Origin of the sequence: Oleispirillum naphthae (genome assembly GCA_027864655.1) — a bacterium.
Classification (GTDB): domain Bacteria; phylum Pseudomonadota; class Alphaproteobacteria; order Rhodospirillales; family Rhodospirillaceae; genus Oleispirillum; species Oleispirillum naphthae.
On record JAQAZG010000003.1, the window covers coordinates 43,328 to 61,602 of the forward strand.

Genomic DNA, 18,275 nt, shown 5'->3' on the forward strand with positions numbered 1-18,275 from the left:
AGGACGCATGTCGATCGATCCGTTCATCACCCGTTTCGAGAACCTGCCCGAAATTCTTCCGGTGTTCCCGCTGTCGCAGGTCATTCTGCTGCCCGGCGGCAAGCTGCCGCTCAACGTGTTCGAACCGCGCTACCTCGCGCTGGCCTGCGATTCCCTGGCGCAAGGGCGTCTGTTCGGCCTCATCCAGCCCTCCGGCAGCGGCGAAACCGTGGGCGAGGCCCCGCCGCCGCTCTACACCGTGGGCAGCATCGGGCGCATCATCCACTTCGCGGAAACCGACACCCGGCAGTTCTTCATCGTGGTGATGGGGCTGTGCCGCTTCCAGGTGAAGGGCGAGGCCGAAGGCAAGGACGGATACCGCCGCCTGTCCGTCGATTACGCCCCCTTCCGCGAAGACCTCACCACCCCCGGCGGCGGCACCGTCAGCGCCCCGCGCGAACGCATCACCCACGCGCTGCAGCGCTTCGTCGAGGCGCATGCGCTGGATATCGACCTGCGCGCGCTCGATGCGCTGTCCACCCCCTCCCTGGTCGCCACCCTGTCCATGGCCCTGCCCTTCGAAACGCCGGAAAAACAGGCCCTGCTCGAAGCCCCGACCCTGGAACACCGCTTCAACGCCCTCTGCGCCCTGATGGAAATGGGCGCGGTCGGCGGCCCCTTCTCCGGCGACGCGACGCAATAGGACTCCGCCATGACCGAGGTCGATCCCGCCCTGCTCTCCCTGCTCGTCTGCCCGATGTCGAAGCTGCCGCTGCGCTATGACCGCGACGCGCAGGAACTGGTCAACGACGCGCTGGGCATCGCCTACCCGATCCGCGACGGCGTGCCGATCATGCTGGCGGAAGAAGCCCGCCGCTTCTCCCCCGAGGACCACGGGCGGTAAAACCAGGCCGGACCCTGCCCGGACCCGCAAGGGGCCGGGAGGCCCCTTGACCCCATAACTTGTTTTCGCCGCGCAGCGGCAGACAACATCCCCGTTGCCGATACGCGGGCTCATGGCGCTGCGCGCGAAAACCAAAAGTTATGGGAGGTCTGGAGGGTCCGCGGCCCTCCAGGACGTTTTGGTTTTTCACCGCCGCAGGGGGGAGGCGAAGACGTCCGGCGGCGGGGTTTGGGTGTTTTCCTCCGGCAGTCTGGGGAGCCGTTGCCAGCCGAGTTCCGCATAGAGGCCTTGGCGGTCGGTGGTGAACAGGTAGACCCGGGGGTATCCCAGCCAATCGGCGAGGCCGAGGGTGGCGCGCACCAGGGCGCGGCCGATGCCGCGGCCGCGCAGCGGCGGGTGGACATAAAGCGCGGAGAGCCAGGGGCAGAGGCCCGGACGGGTGTGCAGATCCTCGGCGCGCAGGCTGACGATGCCCGCGGGGTTGCCCTGCCAGTAGGCGGTCAGCGCGATCGGCAGGCGGTCGAGGTTCATCTGGCCGCGCAGGGTGGCGCGGCGGCTGTCCAGGCTTTCGCCGCGCGGCGCGCTCCACTGCGCGTGGAGCCAGCGGGCGAACAACTCGAAGTGGCGGGGGTCGTCGGCGAGGAAGCCGATGTCGGGCATGCCCGCGGCATCGGGGATTTCGGGGCGGGTTCCCGCCCAATGCACGGCGGGCCAGCGCAGCCAGCGCCGCACCGTCACCGGCAGGGAATCGGTCATCACGGGGCCTCCCGACGGACTTCGGGGGGATCATCGCACGCGCCCGGCGGGCGGGCAACGCGCGCGTTCAGCACAAAAAATAGTCAGAGGTGCTGACTCAAGAGCAGTTTTCCCGCGGTTTTCCCTGCCGGACGGCAGGGATTCTCCACGGAAGAATTCGCAATTTTTCAAGAATCGTTGTTTATCAATATGTAAGTGGCGTTTGGCACGATCGATGCATTCTTCAATGCCAGGTGCTGAGGCCACAGGCTTTCAGTGAGGCAACCCCATCCTACGGTCGCCGGGCGCAGAGCCCGACATGGATGGATGGCTTGGTTTCCTGAGTATCAGTGTTTGTTCCTCCCGAAACTCCGGCCCGGTGGCTTTCCACCGGGCCATTTTTCGTGGGTGACAGACGCGGCGGCGGCGGGTATATGGTCGCGAAGCGACGGAGGCAGGCGATGAACGACCCCAAGACCACGGAAACCAAATCCGAACCGGAAATCCCGTTCGAGGACGAAAAGGGCATGTTCGGCACTTCGCCGATCGCCAAGGAGCTGGACGACGAGGACGTCGAATACCTCACCAGCCGCACCGCGCCGCGCATCGTGCTCACCCGCTCGCGCGCCAAGATCGCGCTCTACATCAACCTCTTCCTCATCCTCTTCTTCCTTGTCCGCCTGGTCTATTTCCGCACCGCGCCGGTCACCGGCTTCGTCGTGCCGCCGGTGCTGGGCCTGGGGGAAACCGGCCTCGCCGCGGTCTGCGCCGGGCTCTCCATCCTCAACCTCTTCCTCGTCCGCCCGGAAGACAAAACCGTGGTGTGGATGGCGCGCATCCTCGGCACCGGCGTGCCGCTCGCCCTCGTCGCGGCGCTCTACCTGCTGCCGCCGGAGCGCATCCACCGCCTCGCGCACTTCCTGTTCTGAGCAAAACCAGGCCGGGGTCCTGCCCCGGACCCCGCAAAGGGTCGCGGACCCTTTGATCCCATAACCGGGTTTTCGCCGCGCAGCGGCAGGCAACGCGTTTGGTGCCATCGCACCGGCTTATGGCGCTACGCGCAAAACCAAAGTTATGGGGGGCGCGGAGGGACCGAGTCCCTCCGCAACGTTTTTGTTTTCTCCCTTGTTTTTGCCCGGCTCCGGTTTTTCGGCTATACCCTTTGGGAATGCTTGAATTTCCGAAGCGCCGCGCGCGCCCGGCAAGGTATGGTCATGACCCGTCCGCACAATCCCGCCCTCGATCGTCTTCCCGGCAGCGCCTTCGTGCGTCTGCGCGAGCTTCTCGACCCCATCGTGCCCGCGGTCCCGCGCACCTTGGCGATGTCCATCGGCGAGCCGCAGCTTTCGCCGCCGCCCTGGGTCGCCGAGGTGATCGCGGCCAACGCGCATTTGTGGAACCGTTATCCACCGAACGAGGGCACGCCGGAGCTGCGCGCCGCCTGCGCCGACTGGCTGGCGCGGCGATTCGGCCTTCCGCGGGAGGCGATCGACCCGGCGCGCAACGTGCTGTCCGCCACCGGCTCGCGCGAGGCGTTGTTCCTCTTCGCACTGGCGGCGGTGCCGCGGGAGAAGGCGGGCAAGCGGCCCGCGGTTCTGCTGCCCAATCCCTATTATCAGGTCTACCGCGCCGCCGCCGAGCTTTCCGGCGCCGAGCCGGTTCTGGTTCCGGCACGGCCGGAAACCGGGTATCTGCCCGATTATGCGGCACTGCCCGAGGAAATTCTGGAACGCGCCGCGCTTGCGGTGTTCTGCTCGCCGAGCAATCCGGAGGGTGCGGTGGCCGACCTGCCGCGCCTCACCGCGCTGGTGGAGCTGGCGCGGCGGCACGGTTTCGTGCTCGCCTGCGACGAATGCTATTCCGAGCTTTACTTCGGCGCGCCGCCGCCTTCGGGGCTGGCCGCCGCGCTCGCCGCCGCGCCGTCGGAGGGGGACCCCTTCGCCAACGTCGTGGTGTTCCACTCGCTGTCGAAGCGTTCCAGCGCGCCGGGGCTGCGCTCCGGCTTCGTCGCGGGCGACGCGGCGATGCTCAAGCTGTTCCTCAAGCTGCGCACCTATGCCTCGGTGCAGATGCCGCTGCCGATTCAGGCCGCCGCCGCCGCCCTGTGGGCCGACGACGCGCACGCCGCGGCCAACCGCGCGCACTATGCGCGCCTGGTCGCCGCCGCGGACCGCATCTTCGCCGGATATTCCGGCTATCTGCGGCCGCAGGGCGGGTTTTTCCTGTGGCTGAACGTCGGCGACGGCGAGGCGGCGACGGTGCGCTTCTGGCAAAAGGCGGGGATCCGCGTGGTGCCCGGGCGCTACCTCACCGCCGACGACCCCGCCTTCCCCCACGGCAACCCCGGCCATGCCTACGTGCGCATCGCGCTGGTGCACGACGAGGAAACCGTGACCACGGCGCTGGCGACCCTGCGCCACAGCCTCGACCACCCCGGATGAAGGCACGCTGACCGATGGCTCGCCGCACCCCCACATCGCGCCGCTTCCTCCCCGAATCCCTGTCGGGCTTCCTGCGCCGCAGCGGCGTCCGGCTTTTCGGCGCGGCGGTGATCGCCGCGGCGGCGGCCACGGCGGCGGCGCTCGCCACCCATGCGCCCGGCGATCCGTCGTGGAACACCGTCTCCAACGCGCCGGTGCGCAACCTGCTGGGCCGCCCCGGCGCGACGCTTTCCGACCTTCTGCTGCAGACCCTCGGCATCGCCGCGTGGGCGCCGGTGCTGGTCGCCGCCGCCTGGGGCGCGGGCTGGCTGATCCTGCGCCGCCCGCCGCGGGTGTGGCTGCGCCCGCTGGCGCTCGCCGCCGCGATGCCGCCGCTGGTCCTGGCGCTCACCTTTCTGCCGTGGGTGGAGCATGCGCCGGCAGCCGCGGGCTGGGGCGGCGCGGCGGGCGCGCTGCTGCGCCTGCACCTCGACCCGCTGCTGCGCCCGCCGCTGCCGCCGTGGGCCGCGCCGGTCGCCGGATGGGGGCTGGGCATTCCGCTGGCGCTGCTGCTGCTCGCCTATGCCTCGGCGATCGCGCCGCGCGTCTGGGTGGGAATCGGCGCCGCGGCGTGGTGGCTGCTCACCCGGCCGTTCGCCCGCCGCGCCGCGGCCCCCGCGCCGAAAAGCCGCCGCGATCCCACCGCCGCCATCGCGCCGCGGCCGCGCCGCGCCGCCGCGCGCGCCGAGCCGACCCTCGGCCCCGAACCCGCCGCGCCCTTCGCGGAGCCGGAGGAGGAACAGATCGTCGATCGCGCGGCGGAACCGCCCGCCAACCGCGAGGAGACCCAACGCGCCCGCCAGGGCCGCCTGGCGCTGTCGCGGCGCAAGAGCGGCGCCTTCGAGCTGCCGCCCCTCGACCTTCTCGCCGCGCCCCGGCTCGGCGCCGCGCCCAAGACCACCGACGAGGGCCTGACGCAGAACGCGCGGCTGCTCGAATCCGTGCTCGCCGAATTCGGCATCAACGGCGAGATCGTGAAGATCCGCCCCGGCCCGGTGGTCACCCTCTACGAACTCGAACCCGCGCCGGGCACCAAGACCTCGCGCGTCGTCGGCCTGGCGGACGACATCGCCCGCTCGATGAGCGCGGTCTCCGCCCGCATCGCGGTGATCCCCGGGCGCAACGTCATCGGCATCGAACTGCCGAACGCGCGGCGCGAAACCGTCTACCTGCGCGAACTCCTCACCTCCGACGCCTTCGTCAAGGCGCAGCAGACGCTGTGCCTGGCGCTCGGCAAGGACATCGGCGGCGGCGCGGAATACGTGGACCTCACCCGCATGCCGCACCTCCTGATCGCGGGCACCACCGGCTCCGGCAAGTCGGTGGCGATCAACACCATGGTGCTCTCCCTGCTCTACCGCCTGACGCCGGAGCAGTGCCGCCTGATCATGGTGGACCCGAAGATGCTGGAGCTTTCGGTCTACGACGGCATTCCCCACCTGCTCGCCCCGGTGGTCACCGACCCGGGCAAGGCGGTGGTGGCGCTGAAGTGGGCGGTGCGCGAGATGGAAGACCGCTACCGCGCGATGAGCCAGCTCGGCGTGCGCAACATCCAGGGCTACAACCAGAAGCTCGAACAAGCGCGGGAGAAGGGCGAAATCCTCACCCGCTCGGTGCAGACCGGCTTCGACCCCGAGACCGGCACCCCGGTCTACGAGGAACAGGCCCTCGACCTCAAGGCGTTGCCGCACATCGTGGTGGTGGTGGACGAGATGGCCGATCTGATGCTGGTGGCGGGCAAGGACGTGGAAGGCGCGATCCAGCGCCTGGCGCAGATGGCGCGCGCCGCGGGCATCCACCTGATCATGGCGACGCAGCGCCCCTCGGTGGACGTGATCACCGGCACCATCAAGGCCAACTTCCCCACCCGCATCAGCTTCCAGGTCACCTCGCGGATCGACAGCCGCACCATCCTCGGCGAACAGGGGGCGGAGCAGCTTCTCGGCCAGGGCGACATGCTCTACATGGCGGCGGGCGGGCGCATCACCCGCGTGCACGGGCCGTTCGTCTCCGACCAGGAGGTGGAGAACGTCGTCGCCTTCCTGCGCACCCAGGGCGAGCCGGACTACCACGACGCGGTGACCGAGGACCCCGACGCCGAATTCGACGAGAACGGCGACCTCGATCCGGAGACCTCGGACCCCCTCTACGATCAGGCGGTGGCCATCGTCTTGCGCGAACGCAAGGCGTCCACCAGTTTTATTCAACGGCAGCTGCAAATCGGCTATAACCGCGCGGCGCGCATCGTCGAGACGATGGAGCGCAACGGCCTGGTCAGCCCCGCCAACCATGTCGGCAAGCGGGAAATCTTCGGGGGTTCTGAATGATCGGATTCGAGCGCGCGCGGCATCTGCGGCGCGTTGCGGCGGCGGCCCTGGTGCTTTTCGCCTGTGCCGCGCCGGCCGAGGCGGCGCGCGACATCATGCTTTCCGACCGCCAGGCGGAACTGGTGCACAAGGCGGAGGACGCGCTCAACCGCATCCACACCCTGAAGGCGCGCTTCCTCCAGGCGGCCTCCACCGGCGAACTCGCCGAAGGCACGGTCTACCTCTCGCGGCCCGGCCGCCTGCGCGTCGAATACGATCCGCCGACGCCGATCCTCGTGGTCGCCAACGGCGCGTACTTCACCTTCGTCGATACCAAACTCAAACAACTGAGCTACCTCGGCCTCGACGCCACGCCCGCGGGTATCCTCCTGCGCAAGAACGTCGCCTTCTCCGGCGAGGACATCCGCATCCGCTCGGTGGACGAAGGCCCCGGCGTCGCCGAGATCACCCTGATTTCCAAGAAGGACCCCACGGCAGGCAGCCTCACCCTGGTGTTCTCGCTGCGCCCCTTCGCGCTGGCGCAGTGGCGCGTCACCGATGCGCAGGGCATCGCCACCACCGTCACCCTGCAGAACCCGGAAACCGGCATTTCGCTCGCCACCAGCCTCTTCGACACCCCGCAAGCCCCTTGACAAGCCATGCACATGCTGCATTGCTGATATGCTTCCCGCGCGGGTGGCTATTCCTCGGGCAAATTCCCACCTGTGGTTTATGAGTGGCACTGCAACGGTGTCCCTCGGAAGGTTAGCGGCCCCCCCAGCCGCCCCTTCGCTCCGATAGGAGACCCCGGCGCCCGGTTTCCCCCTAACCGGGCGCTTTTCTTTTGTATGCAAACCTCCCACATTCAAACTCTGTCTGTCGGAGGTATACATGCGCAGTCTTCACCCCACCTTCTCCACCCCCTTCGTCGCCGTCGATGGCGGCGGCGTCTTCCCCGTGCACCGCATCTATTGCGTCGGCCGCAACTATGCCGACCACGCCCTGGAAATGGGCGGCGACCCCAGCCGCGAAGCGCCGTTCTTCTTCTCCAAACCCGCCGATGCGGTGATCCAGGGCCACGCCGTGCCCTATCCGCCGAAAACCGCGGACCTGCACCACGAGGTCGAACTCGTCCTCGCCCTCGGCACGGGCGGAAGCGACCTCTCCCTCGAGGAAGCGGACGCCGCGATCTACGGCTATGCCGTCGGCGTGGACCTCACCCGCCGCGACCTCCAGGCCGAAGCCAAATCCAAGGGCCGCCCCTGGGACATGGCCAAGGGCTTCGATTGCTCCGGCCCGATCGGCCGCATCATCGTCCGCTCCGGCGACGGCCCGGCGCCGCATAGCCGCATCCGCCTCTCCATCGACGGAACGGAAAAACAATCCGGAACCCTCGCCCAGATGATCTGGTCGCCCGCGGAAATCGTCGCCAACCTCTCCTCCTACGTGGAGCTCAAACCCGGCGACCTGATCTTCTCCGGAACCCCCGCAGGCGTCGGCCCGCTCGCCAGGGGCCAGAAAGTCACCGCCGAAATCGACGGCCTGCCGCGACTGATATTTACTATTAAGTAACGCTGACAACTCCCTACAAAACCATGACTTCATGGGGGGACTCGGTCCCCCCACACCCCCCATAACCGGCTTTTCGCCGCGTAGCGGCAGGCAACCGTCACGCCGCGTGATAGCTTTATCGCGCTTCGCGCAAAAACAAAAGGTTATGGGGTCAAGGGGTCCGCGGCCCTTTGCGGGTCCAGGGCAGCGCCCCGGCCTGGTTTTCCTGCTTTCCCAACAAAAAGCCCCCTTTCGTTAAGAAAGGGGGTGAAGTTGGGATAAGGGAGAGTTCGAGTGGCCGGCTCGCATCGGTTCTCCGGGCGGGGGGACCCGGAAAGTGCCGCGGGCCTGGCCGGGGCCCGCGGGTCGAGGGATCACTTGTCCTTGCGGTAGCGGGCGAGCTTGTCCTCGTCGATGACCACGCCGGTGCCCGGCAGGTCGCGGATCTTGAGAATGCCGTCCTTGATCTTGAGCGGTTCGGCCAGCAGGTCGTCGCTCATGTCGAGGAAGTTGGAGAACTCGCCCGCCTTGTCCGAGGTGCCCTTGTAGGCGGCGCCGAAGACGAGGGAGCTGAGGGTGCCGACCTGGCCGTCGATCTGGTTGCCCATGTAGTTTTCGATGCCGAGGGACTCGCACTGGAAGTAGACGCGCTGCGAGAAGGTGTACCCGGTGCGCGCGGTCTTGATCGAGATCGCGGTGGTGGAGCCGTCGAGCAGTTCGCGCGTCACCTCCGCCGGACGGGACACCGATTCATCGGCATAGAAGGGGATTTTCATCTGCTTGACCAGCCAGCGGCGGCCCATCACGTCGTCGGCGGGGTTGAGCTCCTCCGCCATCAGCAGGTCGAGGTCGTCCATGTCGCGCAGCGCGCGGGCCGCCTCGGTGGCGGACCAGCCGCGGTTGCCGTCGATATAGAGATCGACGGTATCGCCGAAGTGCTTGCGCAGGGCGCGGCACACCGCCACGTCCAGCGAATACGGGCGGCGGCCCACCTTCACCTTGAAGGTGGAGATGCCGTAGGTTTCCTTGAAGCTCTGCGCCACCTCGACCATTTTCGCCGGATCGTCGAAGCCGACCATGTGGCTCACCCGCATGTGGTCGGTATAGCCGCCGAGCAGTTTGGTCACCGGCATTTTCAGCACCTTGCCGATGACGTCCCAGATGGCGATGTCCACCGCGCCCTTGGCGCAGGGGTTGCCGACGGTGCGGTTGAGCTTGGCGTGGATCTTCTCGCGGTCGAACACGTCGAGGCCGACGATCGCCGGGGCGAAGATCTTCTCCACCAGGGCTTTGATGCCGTCCTGGGTTTCGCCGTAGGTGTAGGGCCGGGGCGGGGCCTCGGCGGAGCCGATGACGCCGTCCTCGCCGTGCACCCGCACCAGGATGTGTTCCGCGGTATAGACCTCGCCGGAAGCGAACTTGAGCGGGTGGACGTAGGGGATCGAGAACGGAATGGCCTCGACTTTCGTGATCTTCATGGTTTCACCTCGGAATGTTTTTCGGGGCCGATGAACATGCCCGCGTCGTCAAGCACGCCGAGCACCCGCCGCAGCACAAGGGAATTGCTCGCCTGTCTCCAGGTCAGGGCGATATCCATGTTTTCGGTAAGGCTCAGGTCCACGTACTTGACCCCGGAAATGCGCAGGCTTTGCGCCGAGCGCGGCACCAGGGCGACGCCGAGGCCGGAGGCGACGAGACCGATCAGGGTGCCGGTGTCGCTCACCTCCAGCAGGCTGTGGGGGACGAAGCCGGCCCGTTCGCACTGGCGCAGAACGGCTTCGCGGACCACCGATCCGGACGCATGCGGATAGGTGATGAAGGCTTCTTCGCGCAGGTCCTCGACCTGCACTTCCGGCCTGTCGGCCAGGGGGTGGCCGGCGGCGAGCACGAGGACCAGGGGGTCGCTCGCCGCCACGCGGTAGGCGAGGCCGGGGATGCGGATCGGCAGGCGCAACAGGCCGATATCGATGCTGCGGTCGAGCAGCGCCTGCTCCTGCGCGGGGGTGAACATCCCCGCCTGAACCTTGAGTTTGATCCCCGGCATCGTGGTTTCGATGATCTGCGCGATGCGCGGCAGCAGCGTATAGCTCACCGATCCGATCACCCCGAGCCGCAAAACCCCCTCCTGCCCGGAGGCAAGGCGGCGGATGTGCTGCGCGACGCCGTCGATCTGCGCCAGCAGATCCCTGCCCTCGGCCACCAGTTCCTGGCCGATCTCGGTGACCGAGACGGTGCGGGTGGTGCGGGCGAGCAGTTCGGCGTTCAGGTCGTCTTCCAGCCTGCGGATGCGTTGCGACACCTGGGCGAGGGAAATCCCCAGCCGTTCGGCCGCACGCCCGAAGTGGCATTCTTCCGCGACGACGAGAAAGGTTCTCAGATCCGACAAGTCCATATCCGCCTCCTGTTGGCCCCTACCAGGCGCCCAGGATTTTCAGCCAGGCCGTGGCCACGCCGATCCAGATCGTCAGGTTGAAGAGACTCATCACGAAGTTCTTCTTCCACCACTCGACGGTCGGGAAATACCCCTGGGCGAACAGCAGGGTCGGTGCGGCCCCGCCGTAATGGGTGATCGTCGAGAAATAGCTCGACAGGAAGGCGAACACCATCACCGCCAGGGTCGGGGGCACGCCCACCGCCACCGCGGTGCCGACGAAGGCCACATACATCGCCGCGACGTGGGAGGTGAGCGAGGCGAAGAAGTAGTGGGCGTAGAAGTAGATCAACGCCAACAGCACGAAGGCGACGGGCCAGGAGAGGCCGCTCACCATGCCGGCGTTGAGCTTGCTGAACCACGGAATGAAGCCGAGCGTGTTGAGGAAACTCGCCATGGTCAGCAGGCAGGCGAACCACACCAGGGTGTCCCAGGCGGTGCGCTCGCCGGTGACGTCGGACCAGTCCAACGCGCCGGAGAACAGCAGCACCAGAAGGCCGACCACGGTGGCGGTGACGGAACTGACGTGGAAGAACACCGCGCCCACGGTCCACAGAACCAGAAGCAGCAGGATGACGAACACCACCAGCTTCTCGTGGGTGGAGAGCGGACCCATCGCCTTGAGGTGGGCGGTGGCGTTGGCCGCGGCTTCCGGCGTGTGCTTGACCTGCGGCGGGCTGACCGCATAGCAGAGCAGGGGGGTCAGCAACAGCGACAGAACCCCGGGCAGCAGGGCGTAGAGGAACCACGACCCCCAGGTGATGGTGACGCCGAACTGGGTGGCGAAGCCGACCATCAGCGGGTTGGCCGCCATCGCGGTGAGGAACATCGCGCTGGAGGCGGAGTTCATGTGCGCCTCGGTCAGCGTCAGATACTTGCCGATGCGGTCCGCCGAGGGCGAGTTGGGTTCGGAATCGTAGGTGGAGGCCACCGCGCGGAGAATCGGCAGCACGATCGCGCCGCCGCGCGCCATCGCCGAGGGCGTGGCCGGAGCGAGCACCAGATCGGTGAAGCCGAGGCCGTAGGCGACGCCGAGGGCGTGCTTGCCGAGCTTGGCGACGAAGAAATAGGCGATGCGCTGCCCCAGGCCGCTCTTGATGATGGCGCGGGAGATGAAGATCGCCATCAGGATCATCCACAGCACCGCGCTGCCGAAGCCGGACATGCCCTGCCCGGGGGTGAGGACCTTGGTGAAGATCGCCACGCCGATGCCCGCCAGCGCCATCACGCTCAAGGGGAACGGCTGGAGGATCAGGCCGATAATGGTGAGAACGAAAATAATGAAGAGATGCCACGCCGCCGGTTTCATGCCTTCCGGTGCGGGAACCGTCATCCACGCCACCAGACCCACCGCGAACAGCAGGGCGATGGTGAGCAGGGAACGGCGGGACGGTAGCTTCCACATCGCGCCGTTCGGCGCGGCAGTCGATTGGTTTGCCATTGTATTTGCCTCCCTCACGGCGTCGCCGTGCTGCCTTATGAAGCATTCTTACACATCAACGTATTTTTGGATGTATCATGTAACCCTGTAGAGGACAACATGAAAAAGATGGCTTTATTATTCAGAATACCCGTTTAATCAAGTGTTTGTTCTAAAAAATACAGAAAAATACCGGGTTGACGACAGCACATCATGGAGATTTTATATAGGTTAGTCGGACTGATAAGCTTTTTCGATTTTTTGATAAAAAAGAATAAATTTATAAACAATGCGTTTAATTGTATTCTTCGTTGAAGTTTGCTTTTTGGGTTGATATAGCTTGAATTCCGCCGCCCGGGCCGCAACGCCCCACTCCCGGCGGCTTTACCCACGAGTCGCCGGCCCCCGGCGGCGCCACTGCAAGGAGACGACGATGCTTTTTCTGGTGCGCATGGACGTTCACCCGCCGCTCGACATGCCGGCGGAAAAATTCGCGGAGATCAAGGCGACGGAAAAGGCCTATTCCCTGTCGCTGCAGCGCGACGGGCGCTGGGCCCACATCTGGCGGATCGTCGGCCAGTACAGCAACTATTCGATCTTCGACGTGTCCGGCAACGACGAACTGCACAAACTCCTGCAGGACCTGCCGCTCTATCCCTACAGCAGCTTCCAGGTGACGCCGCTCGCCACCCACCCCTCGGACATCGCCGTCCAGTAACCCCCACACGCAGCCGCAGCGGAGACCGATGATGACCCAGCTTCCCCTTCTTCTGACCGCCGAACTCGGCGCGCCGCAGGCCGCGGCGCGGCCGCTCCTGGTGGTCGGGCCGTCGCTCGGCACCTCCGCGGCGGCGCTGTGGAGCGCCGCGGCGCAGCGCCTCGAAGGCCGCTTCACCGTGCTCGGCTTCGACCTGCCCGGCCACGGCCTTTCGGCCAAGGCCGCGCCCGCCGCCGACATGGCCACCCTGGCCCGCGCCGTGCTCGCCGCGGTCGATGCCTTCCAGGCGCGCAGCGGCGCAACCGGACAGGGCTTCTTCTATGCCGGGGTCTCGGTGTCGGGATGCATCGGCCTGCAACTCCTCCTCGACGCGCCGGACCGCATCGATCGCGCCGTCATCCTCAACTCCGCCGCCAAGATCGGCGAGGCGGCAGGCTGGCGCGAGCGCGCCGACCTGGTGCGCGCCCAAGGCTGCGCGGTGCTGCGCGAGGCCTCGGCCGGGCGCTGGTTCGCCCCCGGCTTCCCCGAACGCGACCCGGCCACCGCCGACGCCCTGCTCGAGTCCCTCTGCGCCGCCGATGCGGCAGGCTACGCCGGAGTGTGCGAGGCCCTCGCCGCCTTCGACGTGCGCGCCCGCCTCGCGGAAATCGAGGCCCCGGTCCTGACCATCGGCGGCCGCGACGACCTCGCCACCCCGCCCGCGGCGCAGCAGGCGCTCGCCGCCGGGGTGCGCCACGGCCGCGTCGAAATCCTCGATGCCGCCGCCCACCTCGCCCCGGCGGAACAGCCGGACGCGGTGGCCGGATTGATCGCGGGTTTTCTCGGGTGAGACAACACCAGGCCAGGGGCGCCGCCCCTGGACCCCGCCGGGGCCTCGGGCCTCAGACCCCATAAGTTTTTCGCCGCGAAGCGGCTATCGATCGTCATGCCGCGTGATGGCTTTATAGCGCTACGCGCAAAAATAAGGTTATGGGGTGCGCGAGGGGTCCGAGACCCCTCGCAACGTTTTACCCTTACGGCACCAGGCGGTAGCCGCCCGCGTCGGTGACCAGGATGCTGGCGTTGGAGGGGTCTTTCTCGATCTTCTGGCGCAGGCGGTAGACGTGGGTTTCCAGGGTATGGGTGGTGACCGCCGGGTTGTAGCCCCAGACCTCGTGCAGCAGCACCTCGCGCGAGACCACCGCGTCGCCCGCGCGGTAGAGGTATTTGAGGATCGAGGCTTCCTTCTCGGTGAGGCGGATGATCCGCTCGTCGTCTTCCACCAGGTGTTTGGAGGCGGGCTGGAAGGTATAGGGCCCGATCGTCAGCACCGCCTCGTCGCTGTTCTCGAAGACGCGGATGAGGGCGCGCAGCCGCGCCAGCAGCACCCCCATGCGGAAGGGTTTGGCCAGCCCGTCGCAGACCCCGCCGAGCCCGGAGAAGTCGTCCGACGCCTCGGCTCCGAGAATCAACAGCGGCCAGGTCACCCCTTCGGCGCGCAGCGACCGCGCGAAGGCGAGCCCGCCCATGGCGGCGGAGACGATCAGCGCGTCGAAGCGCCGGGCGTGCGCCATCGCCGCGCCATCGCCCGCAGACGCGGCGGTCTCCACCAGGGCGAAGTCCTCCTGGGCCAGAATCTGCTCGCTGAGGGAGCGGCTCAGCACCGCATCGTCCTCGATAATCAAGACCCGACGGCCCGCCATACCCCTCTCCGGCGCTTTACATTCCCGGTGCGTGGTAACATATGTTGCACCGGGATTCAGATATAGCGAGTCCGCCGGACTCGGACCAGGGCTTTCCGTCCCGCCGGTTTTTGTCTACAGTCCCCTCCTGTTTTTCCGATAGTGGCGATGATGTCCCGTCCCATTCTCTCCTTTCCCGGCCTCGTCCTCTCTCCCTCCGCGGAGGGCACCGCCGCATGGCTGCCCGAGACCGATGCCCTGCTCTCGGTCAACCGCATCGTCGATGACGTGCGGCGCGGCGCGATGGCGGGCCTGCGCCGCAGCGCCGCGGGCCGCGCGGTGGCGGTGCTGGCGCTGGAGGCCGCGGGCCGCGACCCTCTGGCCGCCTTTGCCGAAACCGCGGGCGGCGCGGCGCGCCTGGCGATGACCGGCCGACGCGCCGTGGTGCTCGGCCTGTGGCCGGAGGACGCCGCCGAGCCGCCGAAGGTGGTGGTGGTGGAGGGCGACCTGCCGGTGATCGCCGACCTTGCCGCCGCCGCCGTCGATCCCATCGCCGCCGGGCCGTTTTCCGCGCCGGGCATCACCGTGCGCGCCGCCGATGCCGACGGCCTCGCCGCCGCCGCGGTGCACCTGATGAAGCGGGCGCGCCTGATGCCCGCCGCCGCGGTGGTGGACGTGACGCCGGACCGCGCCGCCGCCCTGCCGCTGCTCTGGGCCGAAGCCGCCGACGTGCTGCACCACGAACACCTGCTGGCGCTCAGCCTGCAACCGGTAAGCCGGGCGCATGTGCCGCTCGCCGACGCGCTGGAAACCACGGTGATCGCCTTCCGTCCGTCCGACGGCGGCATCGAGCACCTGGCGCTGCTGATCGGCGAGCCGGAACCCGGAGCCCCGGTGCTCACCCGCCTGCACTCCGAATGCTTCACCGGCGACCTTCTGGGCTCGCTGCGCTGCGACTGCGGCGACCAGCTGCGCGGCGCGATCAAGGAAATCGGCGAGCGGGGCGCGGGCATTCTCCTCTACATGGCGCAGGAAGGCCGCGGCATCGGCCTGGTCAACAAGCTGCGCGCCTACACCCTGCAGGACGCGGGTTTCGACACCATGGAGGCGAACGAACAGCTCGGCTTCGACGACGACGAGCGCATCTACCTCCCCGCCGCGGCGATGCTGCGCCAGCTCGGCTTCTCCCAGGTGCGGCTGATGACCAACAATCCGGCCAAGGTGGAGGCGCTCGCCCGCCACGGCGTCGCGGTGGTGGAGCGGGTGCCCCACGTCTTCCCCTCCAACGACCACAACCGCTCCTACCTCGAGGCGAAGCGCACCAAGGGCGGTCATCTTTTCTGACCGCCCGGCAATTCTTTCCCTGTCCGGCCACCGCGGCGGGCCGATTCTCCCCCTGATTTCCAGCGTTTTTCAATAAGATACGAGTTTGGCACCGGGCTTGCTGTCTCCTTGGCGGAGGCATGCGTATGACCATCGACGCCACACAGACGCAAGGACTGACACGCTCCCTGACCCGCGACACCCTGAACCTCGGGCCGCAGGGCAAGGTCGAGCTGAAGAAGTCCGCGCACGACGAGGACAAGGACAAGACCGGCGCGTCCGGCGGTTCGTCCTTCTCCCTGTTCGGCGACGACGGCCTGAGCTTCTGGGACGTGCTCGACGTGTTCAACCCGTTGCAGCACATCCCGGTGGTCAACAGCATCTACCGCGAACTCACCGGCGACACCATCAAACCCGGCATCAAGCTGATCGGCGGCACCCTGTTCGGCGGCCCGGTCGGGCTCGCCGCCGCGTCGGTGGACGTCGCGGTCGAAGGCTTCACCGGCAAGGATCTCGGCGGCAACGCTCTCGCCATGATCGAAGGCGAACCGGACGAAAAAGGCGCCGCCTACGCCGCCCTCAGCGTTTCCATCGAGCCCAGCGACCCCAACGCCGCCGAACTCGAGGCCGCCGCCGCGGCAGCGCGGGACTACCTGCAGAAATCCGCATCCGCCTCTCCCACGGAAACCGCCGCAGCCACGGCACAGGCCGCCGCCGAACCCGCGCGCCTCGCCCGCGCCGAACCCGCGGCGAAAGAGCCCGCCGCCCTGCCGCCGTGGAGTCCGGCGGCCCAGACCGCCGCCGCGGTGCAATCCGCGCCTGGGGTTTCGGCAAAATCCTTCGCGCCGCCGAAGCGCCGCAACGCCTATGCCGACTCCCCGAAACCCCTCAGCGAACTGCGCGCCGATACCGTCGGCCGCGCCGCGCTCACCTCCTCCGCCGCCGAGCTGCCGCCCGGCCTGTCGGAAGCGGCGATGCGCGCCGCCGGGCTGACCCCCGACATGGTGCGCGACGTCATCGCCGTCCACAGCAACGCCGAGGCCGCCACGACCGCCGCCACCGCCAAGGAAACCGCCGGGATCGGCTCCGCAAACACCCCCGCCGGGACGGAAAACATGTGGTTCTACAGCGCGATGAACCAGGCGCTCGACAAGTACGGCGCCGCCAAGACCCTCAGCCCCGCCGCCGAAATCCCGGAAATCGCCGCCACCGATACCGGCTCCGGGCGATAAAACCAGGCCGGGGTTCCACCCCGGACCCCGCTGGGGCCGCGGGCCCCAGACCCCCTGACTTGTTTTCGCCGCGCAGCGGCCATTAACCATCACGCCGCGTGATGGTCATACGGCGCTACGCGCAAAAACCAAAGTTATGGGGTGCGCGAGGGGTCCAAGACCCCTCGCAAGGTTTTTGTTTTACCCCGCCGCCGGATACGCCCGGGCGCCGAAGATGGCGGAGCCGACGCGGACGAGGGTGGCCCCCAGGGTGACGGCGATGGGGTAGTCGTCGCTCATGCCCATGCTGAGTTCGGGCAGGCCGTGGCGTTCGGCGATCTTGCGCAGCAGCGCGAAGTGAGGCGAGGGTTCCTGCTCCACCGGGGGAATGCACATCAGCCCGGCCACCGGCAAGTTCCATTCGGTTTTGCAACGATCCAGGAAGGCATCGGCCTCCGAGGGAAGCACCCCGGCCTTCTGGGGTTCGCAGCCGGTGTTGATCTGAACCAGGAGGCGCGGCAGGGCGAGACCTTCGTCGCGCAGGCGGACGAAGGTTTCGGCGAGTTTGGGGCGGTCGAGGGTTTCGATCGCGTCGAACAGGGCGATCGCCTCGCGCGCCTTGTTGCTTTGCAGCGGGCCGATGAGGTGGAGTTCGATGCCGGGATAGCGGGCGCGCAGGCCGGGCCATTTGGCGGCGGCCTCCTGCACGCGGTTTTCGCCGAACCGGCGGTGCCCGGCGTTCAGGGCCTCGGCGACGGTTTCCGCCGGGTGGGTTTTGGAAACGGCGACGAGGCGCACGGCGGCGGGGTCGCGGCCGAAGGCCTCGGCCTCCGCGGCGATTCGCGCCTTCACGGCGGCGAGGTTTTCCTCGATAGTGGCTGACACGATAAGAGCTCCCGGATTCATTCCGTTGCGCACCATAACAACCGTCGCCTTCCGGCTCAATGCCCGTTCCGGGGATGCGCGCCTGCCCGCGCTTCTGGCGATGAGCGACCGCGCGCGCCTGCCCGATCCCGTGCCTTTCCTGCGCCGCTTCCCGCGCCGCGCCGCCCTGGTTTTCCGCGGCGGCGACGCGGCGCGCGGCTGGGCGGCGCGGGCGGCGTGCCGCCGCCTGGGGGTTCCCTTCTTCTGGGCGGGCGCGGCGGCGGAGGCGCGGTTTCTCTCCGCCGACGGGCTGCACCTGCGCGACGATGCGGCGGCGCGGCAGCGCGAGGCGCGGGCCTGGCGGCGGCACGGCGGCGCGCTGCTGTTCGCCGCGGCGCACGGGCCGCGGGCGGTGCGCGCGGCGGCGGCGGCGGGGGCGGATGCGGTTCTGCTGTCGCCGGTGTTCCCCACGGCGAGCCACCCCGGCGCGCCTGCGATCGGGATTTCGCGCTTCCGCGCCTGGGCGCGGGCGGCGGGCGTGCCGGTTTATGCCCTGGGCGGCGTGACGCCGAAGACGGCGCGGGCGCTTGTTTCCACGCCGTGCGTCGGGATCGCGGGAATCGACTGGGTTCTCGCCCTGCGCGGGGCATGAAAAAGGGCGGCCGGAGCCGCCCTTTCCCGTTTCATCCGGA

18 protein-coding genes are annotated in these 18,275 nt (G+C 68.0%); 12 read left to right on the forward strand and 6 right to left on the reverse strand.

Going from position 1 to position 18,275, the window contains the following annotated elements:
• The first annotated feature begins 7 nt into the window (after positions 1-7).
• Both O7R11_RS04615 and O7R11_RS04620 read left to right on the forward strand, forming a co-directional pair.
• Positions 8-682 (forward strand): LON peptidase substrate-binding domain-containing protein, encoded by a 675-nt coding sequence (locus O7R11_RS04615; RefSeq protein WP_337996317.1) that lies wholly within the window; start codon positions 8-10, stop codon positions 680-682.
• A 9-nt stretch (positions 683-691) separates the two neighbouring features.
• Positions 692-883: a Trm112 family protein gene (locus O7R11_RS04620; protein WP_337996318.1), complete on the forward strand. Its 192-nt coding sequence runs from the start codon at positions 692-694 to the stop codon at positions 881-883.
• A 186-nt stretch (positions 884-1,069) separates the two neighbouring features.
• Here O7R11_RS04620 and O7R11_RS04625 read toward each other — a convergent pair whose 3' ends face one another.
• Positions 1,070-1,639, reverse strand: coding sequence for a GNAT family N-acetyltransferase (locus O7R11_RS04625; RefSeq protein ID WP_337996319.1), 570 nt, complete (start codon positions 1,637-1,639; stop codon positions 1,070-1,072).
• Positions 1,640-2,079: 440 nt separating this feature from the next.
• Between O7R11_RS04625 and O7R11_RS04630 the strand changes: the two genes are divergently transcribed.
• The 5 genes from O7R11_RS04630 to O7R11_RS04650 all read left to right on the forward strand — a co-directional run bounded on the left by O7R11_RS04630 (position 2,080) and on the right by O7R11_RS04650 (position 7,976).
• Positions 2,080-2,547, forward strand: a complete 468-nt coding sequence (locus O7R11_RS04630; RefSeq protein WP_337996320.1) for a hypothetical protein — start codon at positions 2,080-2,082, stop codon at positions 2,545-2,547.
• 285 nt (positions 2,548-2,832) lie between these two features.
• On the forward strand, positions 2,833-4,059 hold the full coding sequence (locus O7R11_RS04635) for an aminotransferase class I/II-fold pyridoxal phosphate-dependent enzyme (RefSeq protein ID WP_337996321.1): 1,227 nt from the start codon (positions 2,833-2,835) through the stop codon (positions 4,057-4,059).
• Positions 4,060-4,073: 14 nt separating this feature from the next.
• A complete protein-coding gene (locus tag O7R11_RS04640; protein WP_337996322.1) occupies positions 4,074-6,425 on the forward strand; it encodes an FtsK/SpoIIIE family DNA translocase in 2,352 nt (783 codons plus the stop codon).
• On the forward strand, positions 6,422-7,057 hold the full coding sequence (locus O7R11_RS04645; protein ID WP_337996323.1) for a LolA family protein: 636 nt from the start codon (positions 6,422-6,424) through the stop codon (positions 7,055-7,057). Before O7R11_RS04640 ends, O7R11_RS04645 begins: the two co-directional genes overlap by 4 nt.
• Positions 7,058-7,295: 238 nt before the next feature.
• Positions 7,296-7,976: a fumarylacetoacetate hydrolase family protein gene (locus tag O7R11_RS04650; RefSeq protein WP_337996324.1), complete on the forward strand. Its 681-nt coding sequence runs from the start codon at positions 7,296-7,298 to the stop codon at positions 7,974-7,976.
• 353 nt (positions 7,977-8,329) lie between these two features.
• Here O7R11_RS04650 and O7R11_RS04655 read toward each other — a convergent pair whose 3' ends face one another.
• The 3 genes from O7R11_RS04655 to O7R11_RS04665 are packed head-to-tail and all read right to left on the reverse strand — an operon-like array spanning position 8,330 to position 11,791.
• Positions 8,330-9,433, reverse strand: a complete 1,104-nt coding sequence (locus O7R11_RS04655) for a mandelate racemase/muconate lactonizing enzyme family protein (RefSeq protein WP_337996325.1) — start codon at positions 9,431-9,433, stop codon at positions 8,330-8,332.
• Positions 9,430-10,347, reverse strand: a complete 918-nt coding sequence (locus tag O7R11_RS04660; protein ID WP_337996326.1) for a LysR family transcriptional regulator — start codon at positions 10,345-10,347, stop codon at positions 9,430-9,432. The genes O7R11_RS04655 and O7R11_RS04660 overlap by 4 nt, the downstream gene beginning before the upstream one ends.
• Before the next feature lie 19 nt (positions 10,348-10,366).
• On the reverse strand, positions 10,367-11,791 hold the full coding sequence (locus tag O7R11_RS04665; protein ID WP_337996327.1) for a DASS family sodium-coupled anion symporter: 1,425 nt from the start codon (positions 11,789-11,791) through the stop codon (positions 10,367-10,369).
• A 448-nt stretch (positions 11,792-12,239) separates the two neighbouring features.
• Between O7R11_RS04665 and catC the strand changes: the two genes are divergently transcribed.
• Together catC and O7R11_RS04675 are read left to right on the forward strand one after the other, a co-directional pair.
• Positions 12,240-12,524, forward strand: coding sequence for a muconolactone Delta-isomerase (gene catC / locus O7R11_RS04670; protein ID WP_337996328.1), 285 nt, complete (start codon positions 12,240-12,242; stop codon positions 12,522-12,524).
• A 31-nt stretch (positions 12,525-12,555) separates the two neighbouring features.
• Positions 12,556-13,353 carry an alpha/beta fold hydrolase gene (locus tag O7R11_RS04675; protein ID WP_337996329.1) on the forward strand — a complete coding sequence of 266 codons (798 nt, stop codon included), beginning with the start codon at positions 12,556-12,558 and terminating at the stop codon, positions 13,351-13,353.
• Between the two features lie 184 nt (positions 13,354-13,537).
• Here the strand turns inward: O7R11_RS04675 and O7R11_RS04680 are convergent, their stop codons facing one another.
• Positions 13,538-14,206 (reverse strand): response regulator transcription factor, encoded by a 669-nt coding sequence (locus O7R11_RS04680; RefSeq protein WP_337996330.1) that lies wholly within the window; start codon positions 14,204-14,206, stop codon positions 13,538-13,540.
• 147 nt (positions 14,207-14,353) lie between these two features.
• On the opposite strand from O7R11_RS04680, the gene ribA reads away from it, so the two are divergent.
• Together ribA and O7R11_RS04690 are read left to right on the forward strand one after the other, a co-directional pair.
• Entirely contained in the window at positions 14,354-15,529 is a 1,176-nt protein-coding gene (gene ribA / locus O7R11_RS04685; protein WP_337996331.1) for a GTP cyclohydrolase II, read from the forward strand.
• Between the two features lie 125 nt (positions 15,530-15,654).
• On the forward strand, positions 15,655-16,740 hold the full coding sequence (locus O7R11_RS04690) for a hypothetical protein (RefSeq protein ID WP_337996332.1): 1,086 nt from the start codon (positions 15,655-15,657) through the stop codon (positions 16,738-16,740).
• Between the two features lie 180 nt (positions 16,741-16,920).
• On the opposite strand, the gene O7R11_RS04695 is transcribed toward O7R11_RS04690, so the two are convergent.
• Complete coding sequence (locus tag O7R11_RS04695; protein ID WP_337996333.1) at positions 16,921-17,604, reverse strand: YggS family pyridoxal phosphate-dependent enzyme; 684 nt, start codon at positions 17,602-17,604, stop codon at positions 16,921-16,923.
• A gap of 25 nt (positions 17,605-17,629) precedes the next feature.
• Here O7R11_RS04695 and O7R11_RS04700 point away from each other — a divergent pair, with 25 nt between their 5' ends.
• Positions 17,630-18,235, forward strand: coding sequence for a thiamine phosphate synthase (locus O7R11_RS04700; RefSeq protein WP_337996334.1), 606 nt, complete (start codon positions 17,630-17,632; stop codon positions 18,233-18,235).
• The last annotated feature ends 40 nt before the right edge of the window (positions 18,236-18,275 follow it).